Genomic DNA, 11,494 nt, shown 5'->3' on the forward strand with positions numbered 1-11,494 from the left:
GTTCGGCTGACCGGGCCTTTTCGGCCCGATCGATTTCCGAAACAGAGCCGAAACATTCAGCCGGGCGGGCGCCGGGCCCGCCCGGGCTCCGTCAGCCGTTCGCGGCCGGGCCGGGGCCGGCCGTTCGCGGCGGGGCGGTACTGCTGCGCTCGACCAGGCTGGTGGCCAGGTCCACCCGCAGCGTGCCGGGCCGCACCCCGCGGGCCAGGTCGATCGCCAGGCGGGCCGCCGTCTCGGCCATCTCGGTCAGCGGCTGGCGCACGGTGGTCAGCGGGGGGCCCACCCAGCGGGCCAGCGGCAGGTCGTCGAAACCGACCACGCTGAGGTCCTCCGGGATGCGCAGCCCCAGCTCGCGGGCGGCCTCGTACAGGCCCAGCGCCTGGAGGTCGTTCCCGGCGAACACGGCGGTCGGCCGGTCCGGCAGGCCGAGCAGCTCCAGGCCGAGTAGGAGCCCGGACTCGTGGTGGAAGTCGCCCTCGCGGACCAGTTCCGGGTCGTACGCGATGCCCGCCATGTCGAGCGCCGCCCGGTAGCCGTCGGCCCGGGCCCGGCTGCACATCATCCGCGCGGGGCCGCCGATCAGGCCGATCCGGCGGTGGCCGAGGTCGAGCAGGTGCCGGGTGGCGGCGAGGCCGCCGTCCCAGTTGGTGGTGCCGACGGCGGGCACCTCCTGGCCGGGGTCGCCCGCCGGGTCCATCACCACGAAGGGGATGTCCCGGCGGGTCAACTGCTCCCGCAGCGAGCGGTCCAGGTCGGACAGCACCAGCACCACGCCGGTCGGGCGCCGGGCGAGCACCCCGTCCACCCAGGACTGGCCGGGGCCGTGCCCCGCGGACTCGGAGAGCACGATGCTCAGGCCCTCCTCGCGGACGGCGTTCTCGACGCCCCGGATCACCTCCACGGCCCACGCGCTCTCCAGCTCGTGGAAGACCAGCTCCAGCAGCGGGCTGGTCTGGCGGTTGCCGCGCCGCCGCCGGTAGCCGTGACGCTGCAGCAGCTCCTCCACCCGCTCCCGGGTGGCCGGGGCGACATCGGCGCGACCGTTCAGGACTTTCGAAACAGTCGGCGCGGAGACGCCTGCCTCCTGCGCGATCTCGGCGAGCGTGGCCGCTTTGGTCACGGGTCCCTCCTGCACTGCCCCTTCGGGGGCGAACTCCGTCGTGGATGGCTGGACGCACGGCCGTGGGCGGTCGTACCGCATGGATGCTAGCCCGCCGACCGGGCCGAAGCCGATCCCGTGCGGACTCTTGACGGGCGGTCAGCTCGGCCCTAGGTTTCCCACAACATTCGGCAACTCGCTCGAAACATTCGAATAAGAGGGCAGGATATGCGATCCAGACTCGCCGCGGTCGCCGCGGTCACCGCACTGGTCCTCGGAACGTCTGCCGCCTGTGGCTCCGGCGGCTCCGCCTCGAACGGTGAGGGGACGATCCACGTGCTGGTCTACGGTGACGCCGGCAACAAGGTCGAGAAGCAGATCGTCGAGACGTTCAACCGGACCTCCAAGGTCAAGGCGGTGCTCGACACCATCCCCGGCGCGGACTACCAGCAGAAGCTCCAGACCGTGATCAACACCTCGCGGGCCCCGGACATCTTCTTCAACTGGGGCGGCGGCTCCATCCGGCCGTTCGTCAAGGCGGGCCTGCTGCTGCCGCTGGACGACTTCATCGCCAAGGACCCGGGCCTGAAGGACAACTTCCTGCCCTCGGTCTTCAACTCGGCGGTGGTGGACGGCAAGCCGTACGGGGTGCCGATGCGCGGCACCCAGCCGGTGCTGCTGTTCCACAACAAGCGGGTGCTCGCCGACGCAGGGCTCACTCCACCGAAGACCTGGGAGGAGCTGGTGGCCGACGTCAAGGCCCTGAAGGCCAAGGGCGTCACCCCGATCGCCCTCGGCGGCGGCGACCAGTGGCCCACCCTGATGTGGTTCGAGTACCTCTACGACCGGATCGCCGGCCCGGGGCTGTTCCAGCGCGCGATCGTCGGCGACCCGGGGGCATGGGCGAGCGAGGACAGCCGCAGGGCGCTGTCCACCCTCAGGGAACTGGTCGACGCCGGAGCCTTCGGGAGCACCTTCGACTCCGTGAAGTTCACCGACGGCGGCTCCCCGGCCCTCGTCGCCAAGGGCAGGGCCGCCTTCGAGCTGATGGGCTCCTGGTACTACTCCACCCAGCAGGACGCCAACCCGGAGTTCGCCGGGTCCAACCTCGGCTACAGCGGATTCCCGGCCCTGAGCGGCGGCAAGGGCGATGCCGCGGACGTCGTCGGCAACACCAACAACTTCTACTCCGTGCTGAAGAAGAGCAAGCACCCGGAGGCCGCCGCGGCCTTCCTCGAACTGATGTACTCCGACGAGTTCGTGAAGGCGCAGCTGGCCGTCGGCAACCTGCCGACGACCACCAACGCGCCCGGCCTCCTGGACCTCTCGACGAACCCCGCCTACGCCAAGGACCAGTACCGGATGGTCGAGGCCGCCCCGTCGTTCCAGCTCTCCTGGGACCAGGCGTACCCGCCGAGCGCCATGACCCCGATGTACACCGCCGTCCAGCAGTTCGTCAACGGCAGCATCGACGCCGACGGCTTCATCAAGGCCATGCGGGCCTTGCCGACGTCATGACGCGCCGCGCGCGGGCCGGCGCCGAGGCGACCCGCCCGGGTGTCGTGTGGGCGCTCCCGGCGGCGGTGTTCTTCCTGGTGTTCGCGCTCGTACCGCTGCTGCTGGTCGCCGTCCTCTCCTTCGCCAGCTGGGACGGCGTCGGCGACCCGCACTTCAACGGACTGGACAACTGGAGCGCCCTGCTGGACGACCCGGTGATGCTCCAGTCCGTCTGGACCGCCCTGCTGCTGACCGCCCTCGGCGTGGTGACCCAGACGCCGATCAGCATCCTGCTCGGCGTCTGGGCCGCCGGGAAGCAGCGCAACCGGGCCGTGCTCTCGGCCGTCTTCTTCGTGCCGCTGCTGCTCTCGGCGACCGCCGTCTCGGTGGTGTGGCGAGCCGTCCTCGACCCGAACTTCGGTGTGCCGTCCCAGCTCACGTGGCTGTTCGGCGACGGCAACCTGCTCGGCAGCAGGAGCGGTGCGATCGCGGTCCTGACCTTCGTCGGTGTGTGGCAGTTCACCCCGCTGCACGCGCTGATCTACCAGGGCGGCGCCCGGGCCATCCCCCAGGTGCTCTACCAGGCGGCGGCCGTCGACGGGGCGGGCCGCGTGCGGCAGTTCCTCCACATCACCCTGCCGCAGCTGCGCAACACCGTCATCACCTCGGTCATCCTGATGGTGGTGGGCGGCCTGACCACCTTCGACACGGTGCTGATCCTCACCCAGGGCGGCCCCGGGACGGACACCACCGTCACCTCCTACTACATGTACCGGAAGGCCTTCAAGAGCTTCGACTTCGGCACCGGGGCGGCCGTCGCGCTGGTCCTCGTGGTGGTCGCCACCCTGATCTCGCTCGCGGTGGTCCGGATCTCCGGCTACGACCGGATGCGCGGCACGACGGAGGGCCTGTGATGCGACGGCGCCCCAACATCCTGGCCGGGTTCGGCTCCCTGGTGTGGCTGCTGCTGGTCGGCCTGCCGCTGTACGTCCTGCTGATCGCCACCTTCCGCACCCGCGCCGACTACTCCACCGAGGGCCCGCTCAGCCTGCCCCGGCGGTGGACCCTGCAGAACTACCTGACCGACCTCTCCTCCGGCTTCGGCCGGGACTTCCTCAACACCCTGACCGTCACCGCTGGCGTGGTCGCCATCGTCCTGCTGGTCGTCCCGCCGCTCTCCTACGCCATCGTGCGCGCCCGGGGCCGGGTGACCGGCTGGGTGTTCCGGCTGTTCCTGCTGGGCCTGGCGATCCCCGCCCAGGCCGTCATCGTGCCGGTGTTCTTCGTCATCAGCCGGACCGGCCTGTACGACCACCTGCTCGGCGTCATCCTCCCGACCGCGGCCTTCTGCCTACCGGTCTGCACCCTGGTGCTGACCGGTGCGATGCGCGACATCAGCCCCGAGCTGTACGAGGCGATGGCGATGGACGGGGCCTCCCCGGCGCGGATGTTCCGCCGACTGGTGATCCCGCTGTCCAAGGGCGGACTGTCCTCGATCACGGTCTTCGCCGCCCTCCAGGCGTGGAACGGCTTCCTCTTCCCGCTGATCCTCACGCAGTCCGACGACACCAGGCTCATCACCCTCGGCCTGTACGACTTCCAGACCGAGCACGGTGTGGACGTGCCCGGGCTGCTCAGTGCCGTGGTGCTGTCCATGCTTCCCGTCCTCATCGTCTACCTGTTCGCCCGCCGCGCCCTGGTCCAGGGCCTGACGGGGGTCGGAGGAAAGTGAACGAGCACCGCGACCCCGAGCCCGCGTGGCGGGACACCACGCTCACCCCGGAGGCCAGGGCCGACGCCCTGATCGCCGCGATGACCCTGCGGGAGAAGACCGCCCAGCTGTTCGGCGTCTGGGTCGGCGCCGACCCGGACGGCGACGAAGTCGCCCCGCACCAGCACGAGATGGAGCCCCCGCCCGACCTCGACACCCTCCTGCCGTACGGGCTCGGCCAGCTGACCCGGCCGTTCGGCACCGCCCCGGTGGACCCGGCGCTCGGCGCGCTCTCGCTGCTGCGCACCCAGCAGCGGATCACCGCCGCCAACCGCTTCGGCATCCCGGCCCTGGCCCACGAGGAGTGCCTGGCGGGCTTCGCCGCCTGGGGGGCCACGGCCTACCCCGTTCCGCTGTCCTGGGGTGCGGCCTTCAACCCGGAGCTGGTCCGGACGATGGCCGCCGCCATCGGCCGTGACCTGCGGGCGGTCGGGGTGCACCAGGGGCTCGCGCCGGTGCTCGACGTGGTCCGCGACGCCCGGTGGGGGCGGGTCGAGGAGACCATCGGCGAGGACCCGTACCTGGTCGGCACCATCGCCACCGCCTACGTCCAGGGCCTGGAGTCGGCCGGGGTCGTCGCCACCCTCAAGCACTTCGCGGGGTACTCCGCCTCCCGCGCCGGACGCAATCTGGCGCCCGTCTCGATGGGCCCGCGCGAGCGCGCCGACGTCATCCTGCCGCCGTTCGAGATGGCCGTCCGCGAGGGCCGGCCCCGCTCGGTCATGCCCGCCTACACCGACACCGACGGCCTCCCCTCCGCCGCCGACCAGGCCCTGCTCACCGAACTGCTGCGGGACACCTGGGGGTTCACCGGTACGGTCGTCGCGGACTACTTCGGCATCGCCTTCCTCAAGACCCTGCACGGCGTGGCCGAGGACCGGTCGGACGCCGCCGGCCTGGCCCTGTCCGGCGGGGTCGACGTCGAACTGCCGACCGTCGACGCGTTCGGGCAGCCACTGGTCGACGCGGTCGTCACGGGCACCGTCCCGGAGCGGCTGATCGACCGGGCACTGCGCCGGGTGCTGGCCCAGAAGGCCGAACTCGGGCTGCTGGACGCCGACTGGAGCCCCGTACCGGCCGCCCTCGCCGACGCCGACCTGAGCGAACCGGGGGCACTGCGCGGCCTGGTCGACCTGGACCGGCCCGCCAACCGCGCGCTCGCGGCCGACCTCGCGGAGCAGGCCGTGGTGCTGCTGCGCAACGACGGCCTGCTGCCGCTGCGCGACCCCGCCCGGATCGCGCTGATCGGCCCCAACGCCGACGAACCCACCGCCGTGCTCGGCTGCTACTCCTTCCCGGTGCACGTCGGCGGACAGCACCCCGAGATCCCGATCGGCATCGAACTCCCCACCCTCCGTGAGGCGTTGGCGGAGGAGCTGGCCGGCAGCGAACTGCGCACGGTGCGCGGCGTGACGGTCGACGGCGAGGACACCGCCGGCCTCGCCGAGGCCGTACGCGCCGCCCGGTGGGCCGACGTGGTGGTGCTCGCCCTCGGCGACCGGGCCGGGCTGTTCGGGCGCGGCACCAGTGGCGAGGGCTGCGACACGGCCTCGCTCGAACTGCCGGGAAGACAACGGCAGTTGCTGGAAGCCGTGCTGGACACCGGGGCGCCCGTGGTGGTCACCCTGCTGGCCGGGCGGCCGTACGCGCTCGGGCGCGCCGTCACCGAGGCGGCGGGGATCGTCCAGTGCTTCTTCCCGGGCGAGGCCGGGACGCGGGCGCTCGCCGGTGTGCTCGGCGGGCGCGTCAACCCGTCCGGGCGGCTGCCGGTCTCGGTCCCCGCCCACCCGGGGGTCCAGCCCTCGACCTACCTGGCCGCGCGGCTGGCCCAGGCCGGCGAAGTCTCCAGCACCGACCCGACAGCCGCCTTCGGCTTCGGACACGGGCTCGGCTACAGCGAGTTCACCTGGTCCGGCCTGGAGGTACGGGCCGCCGAGACCGGAACCGACGGAGAGTTCCGGCTCGCCTTCCGGCTCCGCAACAGCGGCACCCGGGCGGGCACCGAGGTGGTGCAGCTCTACCTCCACGACCCGGTGGCCAGTGTCGTCCAGCCGGTGCAGCGGCTGATCGGCTACCGACGCATCCCGCTGGACGCCGGAGCCGCCTGCCGGGTGGAGCTGACCCTCCCCGCCGACCTGGCCTCCTTCACCGGCCGGGACGGCGGGCGGGTCGTCGAGCCGGGCGCACTGGAACTGCGGATCTCCGCCTCCAGCACCGACCCCCGCCTCACCGTGCCGCTGCGCCTGACCGGCCGGCCCCGCCCGCTCGACCACACCCGCCGACTGCACCCGACCGTCACCGTCCACGGCCTCCCGCCGCGGTGCGGCTCCGAGAGAGGGTCCGGGTGCGCGATGGGAGCCGCTTCCCCGTCGTCAAACGATCGTTCGACGACGGGGGGCGACGCGTTCCGATGAACCCGTGAGGGTCCGCCCGTGGTCAGCGGGTGACGCTCCAGACCAGGCTGCGGGTCAGCGCCGGGGTCAGCGCCGGGTCGATGACGGCCGAGGTGGGGTCGTTCGCCACGGCCTTGAGCTCGTGGGCCGCGGGCTTGGGACCGGTGGGGCCGAGGTCGGAGACGGCGATCGACTTGTGGTCGCGCAGGGCCGTCACCTCCTTGCCGTCGAGGTACCAGCGCAGCTTGGTGCCGGAGACCGGGAGGTCGACGGTGAGGTGGTCGGTCGCGGTCAGCCGGGTGGTGACCGGCGTGGTGCTGGAGAGGGTGGAGGCGTGCCGGTAGAAGCCGGCGATCATCGCCTCGCGGCCCGGGAGGTTGAACTCCCGCCCGAGGGACCGCATCACGGAGTTGTCGGTCGGGCGGTTGAGGCCGGACGGGTAGTTGCTGCCGCCCTGGTAGGCGCCGACGGTGCCGCCGTCGGGCGAGGTCTTCCCGAGCCAGCGGTACCACTTGGCCTTGTCCTGGCGCATCCGGTCGGCGCTCAGGGTGGTGATGTTGGGCTGCGGGGGCTCCGCGCCCTGGTAGGGCCCCGCCCCGTCGGCCCAGTACTCGTCCGCGAGCTTGCCCAGCGAGTGGCCGGTCTCGTGTACCGCTATCTGGCCGGAGGCGCTGTTGCCGCCCGCGACGGTGGCGATGCCCTCGTACCCGAGCGGCGACTGGGTGCTGCCGTAGCCGGCGCCGCCGTACTTGGCGGTGTTGGCGACGACGATGACGAGGTCGGCCTGCGGGGCCTTGGCGGCGTAGGTGTCGACGGCCTTGATGTCCACGCACAGCAGCCGCTCGATGGAGTTGCACCAGAAGCGCGAGCCGAGGGCGGTCTTGCGGACGGTGTCCTGCTTCGGGTCGCCGGAGACGCCCGACTGGGCGGAGACGGCGCCCACGGCCCACACGTTGAACAGCTTGCGATAGGCGGCGTAGGGCTCGACGGCGCTGATGTCCTTCCACTTCGCCGCCGCGTCCTTGCGGAACTTGTCCTGCTCCGAGGCCGTGTAGCCGTCGCCGATCATGACCACGTCCAGCTTGCTGTCCGTGCTCCCGTTGTTGACGACCTTCGTCACGGTGCCGTCCGCCGCGGCGGCCGCCGAGTTCATGGCCGGCGCGCCGACGAAGGGGGACGCCGCAGGGACCTTGGTCCGGCTGATGGCACCGTCCTCGGCGAAGACCTCCACGTCCTGGTCCCCCGGGGAGACGGTGACGGAGGCCGGGCCGGACGGGTCGGACGGGGCGGCGACCGCCGGGACGACGCCGACGGCGAGAGCCGCCAGTGTCATGGTGCCGGCCAGGGTGACCGACGTGAACCTGCTGGTGCGCAAGAGGGTTTCTCCGAAATCTGTCATGGCGGCGAACGTGCGGCGGGGTGCGGCGACGGGAGTTGTTGGGCAGCGCCGTGCTGCTGCCGCACTTCACCAACACGGCCGCACCGAGCCGGAACTGACGAGGTGACACCACCTGGTGGCCACCTCAACGGTGTCTACGGCCCGCTGTCCACGAACGGTTCACACCGGCTGCCGACGTCCGGCCTCCGGCCGGTGCGCTCTGGGGCCCGGCCCGTTCTCCGGGGGTCACCGGCGGGCGGATTCCCGCTGGGTCAGGAGGACGGTAGCGGCCAGGACGGCGACCGCGGCGGCGAAGACGGTGGCGGCGGTGCGCAGTCCGACGGCGCCGATCAGCGCGCCGACGCCGACGGCCGGCAGGGCCAGCATGGTGTACAGAACGGCGAAGAAGGCCGAGACGGTACGGCCGCGGGTCTCGGGCGGGGTGCGCGCGCCGATGAGCGCGATTCCGTGGCCGACCGCGACGCCGGTCGCCAGGCCGACCGTCAGCGCCGCGCCGAGCAGCGGCAGGAGGGAGGAGGCCGCCACGGCGGCGGCGATCAGCCCGGCCGCGACGATCAGCCCGGTGCACGCCGCGGGCAGGGCGGCGCGCCCCAGCCGTGCGGCCAGGAGCTGGCCCGTGCCGGTGCAGGCGAACGCGAGGGAGACCGTTGCCGCGGTGGCCAGGAGGCTGTGGAGGTGCGCGACCTCGGCCAGGAACAGTCCGGTCACCGCGGTGAGCACGCCGAGGACGGCGAATCCCGCGCCCGCGGCGAGTGCGGCGTGCCGGAACTCCCTGCGGACGGCGGTCGGCACGAGGGCCCCGCGGGCGATCGAACCGGTTCCCCGCTCCCTCGGTGTCACCGTCTCGGGGGCCACGGCGAGTGCGGCCAGGGCCGCCGACAGCAGCGCCGCGGTGGCGACCCAGGCGGCTCGCAGCGGCCAGGCGGTGGTGTCGGCGAGCACGGCCGCGAGCAGCGGGCCGCAGGCCAGGCCGCCCATGTTCGCGGCGAGCGCCAGCCGCCCGGCACGGAACCGGCCGTCGGCGGGCGCCAGTTCGGCCAGGTGGGCGGTGGCGGTCCCGGTGATGAGCGCGGCGGCCAGCCCGGACAGCACCCGTCCGACCAGGAGGGCCGCCAGGTTCTCGGCGAGGAGGAACACGACGGCGGCCGCCAGGGCGGTGAGCAGCGCCGCGGCGGCGACCGGACGGCGGCCGTAGCGGTCGGAGAGCCCCCCGAGCGTCAGCAGTCCCGCGACCACGGCCAGCGCGTAGACCGCGAAGGCCACGGTCACGGCCAGCGGAGAGAAACCGAAGGCGAGCTCGTACAGCGGGTAGAGGGGGGTGGGCACCGTCGTCCCGGCCGTGACGGCCCAGAAGGCGGCGGCGACCGCCCAGGTGCCGATCCGCCGCCTGCCGCCCGGGACGCCCGGCCCGGGAGCGGCGGCGGTCCCGGGCGCGGGCGCGGTCGGCGGGGCGGGTATCGGGGAGGCGTGGGGGGCCACGTGCGGGGTTCCTTTCGGACGGGCGTCGCGAGAACGGGAAGGGTCAGCGGGCCTGGAGGAGTGCGGCACGGCGTAGCCAGTACTGCCATCCGGCGCTGATCTGGCTGTCGGGCCAGGCCACCGCGTCCTTCTCCAGGCATTCCTGGTGGCCGGTCCAGTGCCGGAGCTCGCCCGCGGCGCGGGCGGTGAGCTGGGTCCGGCAGGCCCGTTCGAGCAGGATCGCGTACATGACCGCGTGGGCGGTGTCCCGTCCGACCGACGCCAGGCCGTGCCCGGGCATCAGGCAGGCGCGGGCGCCGCCGAGGTCGGCGGCGAGCGCGCGGCCCAGTCCGGGGGTGCGGACGAGGTTGTCGGTGGCGGTGTAGCGGGGCAGGCCGTGCTCGGCGAAGACGACGGCGTCGTGGCTGAGCGCACGGAGCGGTTCGCCGAGCGCGCTGAAGGCGTTGACCGTCGGGGAGTGGGTGTGGACGCTGGCGTGCACGTCGGGACGGGCCCGCATGAGTTCGGTGTGGAGGTGGTGTTCGAGGTGGACGCGTCCGGTTCCCGCCAACCGCTCGCCGGTCCACGAGACGAGCAGGACGCGTTCGGGGGTGATCTCCTCCAGCCCCCAGCCGGCCGACTTCATCCACACGCCGCGCCCGCCCGGGTCGCGGACCGCCAGGTGTCCCCACACCATGTCACCGTGCCCGGCCGCGGCCAGTGCCCGGCTGCCCAGCGCGACCAGCTCGACCGGGTCGACCGGGTCGACCGGGTCGTCAATCGTGTCGTCCGTCATGGATGGTGCTCCTTGATGTCGTGTCCGGGCCCGTTCTCGGGCTGCTGCGGCCCGCTGTCTCCCCCTCGTGCACGGGGGGCTCCGGACCGTGTGTCCGGGGCGTTTGGGGCGTCCGGGGCCGCCTCCTGCGGCGGTGCTCACGACCCTAGGACCGGTCGCGGATTGCGACCAGTGAAAAGAACGCAAGTGCTATTTTCACTTGGTGAAAGTCACGTCCCTCGACCTCAATCTCCTCGTCATCCTCGACGCCGTGCTGGAGGAGGGCAGCGTCACCGCGGCGGCCCGCCGGCTGGACCTGTCGGCACCGGCCGTCAGCAGGGCCCTGGGCCGGCTGCGGACCGCTTTCGCCGATCCTCTGCTGGTGCGCTCCAGCCGCGGACTGAAGCCGACCGCGTACGCGCTGGCGCTGCGTCCGCGGGTGCGAGCCCTGGTCGAGGACGCCCGGAACCTGCTGGGGCCCGCGGAGGAGGACGCGCCGGCCGCCTGGCGCCGCAGCTTCACCGTTCTGGCGCCCGAGGACCTGATCGGGTCCTTCGGCACGGACCTGCTGACCCTCGTGCGCGCCGAAGCCCCCGGCGTCCAGCTGCGTCTCCTCGGCGGAGGGCGGGCAGCCGACGAAGGCGCGGCGGTGCGCGAGGGCGCCGCCGATGTCGCGATCGGGGTCAACGCCTCCAAGGAGGCCGACCTCCGGTCGGAAGGACTGGTCCGCGAGCCGCTGCTCGGCGTGGTCCGCGCCGGTCACCCGCTGAGCAGCGGCGAGGTCACGACGGCCCGCTTCGCGGCGTGGGACCACGTCGTGGTCTCCCGTCACGGTCGCCTGCGCACCGTGGTCGACAGACTGCTGGAGGCCGAGGGAGCGCGGCGTACCGTCGCGGCTTCCGTGCCCGGCTTCACCGCGGCGCTGCGCCTGATAGCCGCCGGCGACCTGGTCGGGATCGCGCCGGCCGCCCTGGCCGGCCGGCTGGCCGATTCGCTCGAACTGGTCGCCTTCCCGGTGCCGTTGGAGGTGAAGCCGCTGCGCGTCAGCATGCTGTGGCACCCCCGCCACGACGACGACCCGTCCCACCGCTGGCTGCGTGCC

At 73.0% G+C, this 11,494-nt stretch carries 9 protein-coding genes; 5 read left to right on the forward strand and 4 right to left on the reverse strand.

The window, feature by feature from the left end:
- Positions 1 to 91 precede the first annotated feature (91 nt).
- Complete coding sequence (locus ACFU6K_RS16550; RefSeq protein ID WP_380663653.1) at positions 92 to 1,201, reverse strand: LacI family DNA-binding transcriptional regulator; 1,110 nt, start codon at positions 1,199 to 1,201, stop codon at positions 92 to 94.
- A gap of 126 nt (positions 1,202 to 1,327) precedes the next feature.
- Here ACFU6K_RS16550 and ACFU6K_RS16555 point away from each other — a divergent pair, with 126 nt between their 5' ends.
- From ACFU6K_RS16555 to ACFU6K_RS16570, 4 genes are all read left to right on the forward strand, one after another.
- Positions 1,328 to 2,617: an ABC transporter substrate-binding protein gene (locus tag ACFU6K_RS16555; RefSeq protein ID WP_380663655.1), complete on the forward strand. Its 1,290-nt coding sequence runs from the start codon at positions 1,328 to 1,330 to the stop codon at positions 2,615 to 2,617.
- Positions 2,614 to 3,510 (forward strand): carbohydrate ABC transporter permease, encoded by an 897-nt coding sequence (locus tag ACFU6K_RS16560; RefSeq protein ID WP_380663656.1) that lies wholly within the window; start codon positions 2,614 to 2,616, stop codon positions 3,508 to 3,510. Before ACFU6K_RS16555 ends, ACFU6K_RS16560 begins: the two co-directional genes overlap by 4 nt.
- Complete coding sequence (locus ACFU6K_RS16565) at positions 3,510 to 4,328, forward strand: carbohydrate ABC transporter permease (protein WP_380663658.1); 819 nt, start codon at positions 3,510 to 3,512, stop codon at positions 4,326 to 4,328. The genes ACFU6K_RS16560 and ACFU6K_RS16565 overlap by 1 nt, the downstream gene beginning before the upstream one ends.
- A gap of 80 nt (positions 4,329 to 4,408) precedes the next feature.
- Entirely contained in the window at positions 4,409 to 6,781 is a 2,373-nt protein-coding gene (locus tag ACFU6K_RS16570; protein WP_380663667.1) for a beta-glucosidase, read from the forward strand.
- A 22-nt stretch (positions 6,782 to 6,803) separates the two neighbouring features.
- Here ACFU6K_RS16570 and ACFU6K_RS16575 read toward each other — a convergent pair whose 3' ends face one another.
- From ACFU6K_RS16575 to ACFU6K_RS16585, 3 genes are all read right to left on the reverse strand, one after another.
- Positions 6,804 to 8,135 carry a M64 family metallopeptidase gene (locus ACFU6K_RS16575; protein ID WP_380663660.1) on the reverse strand — a complete coding sequence of 444 codons (1,332 nt, stop codon included), beginning with the start codon at positions 8,133 to 8,135 and terminating at the stop codon, positions 6,804 to 6,806.
- 249 nt (positions 8,136 to 8,384) lie between these two features.
- Positions 8,385 to 9,638: an MFS transporter gene (locus ACFU6K_RS16580; protein WP_380663663.1), complete on the reverse strand. Its 1,254-nt coding sequence runs from the start codon at positions 9,636 to 9,638 to the stop codon at positions 8,385 to 8,387.
- A 43-nt stretch (positions 9,639 to 9,681) separates the two neighbouring features.
- The gene (locus tag ACFU6K_RS16585) at positions 9,682 to 10,413 is read right to left on the reverse strand and encodes a class II aldolase/adducin family protein (protein WP_380663664.1); all 732 of its coding nucleotides are present in this window, start codon (positions 10,411 to 10,413) and stop codon (positions 9,682 to 9,684) included.
- Positions 10,414 to 10,615: 202 nt separating this feature from the next.
- On the opposite strand from ACFU6K_RS16585, the gene ACFU6K_RS16590 reads away from it, so the two are divergent.
- The coding region (locus ACFU6K_RS16590) for a LysR family transcriptional regulator (protein ID WP_380663666.1) at positions 10,616 to 11,494 on the forward strand (879 nt) is incomplete at its 3' end.

The organism is Kitasatospora sp. NPDC057512, from assembly GCF_042802135.1.
In the GTDB taxonomy this organism is placed as follows: domain Bacteria; phylum Actinomycetota; class Actinomycetes; order Streptomycetales; family Streptomycetaceae; genus Kitasatospora.

Excerpts from the sequence above, each read along its gene's own strand:
- ACFU6K_RS16550 (WP_380663653.1), bottom strand. The coding sequence starts at position 1,201 with ATGCGGTACGACCGCCCACGGCCGTGCGTCCAGCCATCCACGACGGAG.
- ACFU6K_RS16570 (WP_380663667.1), top strand. The coding sequence starts at position 4,409 with ATGACCCTGCGGGAGAAGACCGCCCAGCTGTTCGGCGTCTGGGTCGGC.
- ACFU6K_RS16585 (WP_380663664.1), bottom strand. The coding sequence starts at position 10,413 with ATGACGGACGACACGATTGACGACCCGGTCGACCCGGTCGACCCGGTC.
- ACFU6K_RS16560 (WP_380663656.1), top strand. The coding sequence starts at position 2,614 with ATGACGCGCCGCGCGCGGGCCGGCGCCGAGGCGACCCGCCCGGGTGTC.
- ACFU6K_RS16555 (WP_380663655.1), top strand. The coding sequence starts at position 1,328 with ATGCGATCCAGACTCGCCGCGGTCGCCGCGGTCACCGCACTGGTCCTC.
- ACFU6K_RS16565 (WP_380663658.1), top strand. The coding sequence starts at position 3,510 with ATGCGACGGCGCCCCAACATCCTGGCCGGGTTCGGCTCCCTGGTGTGG.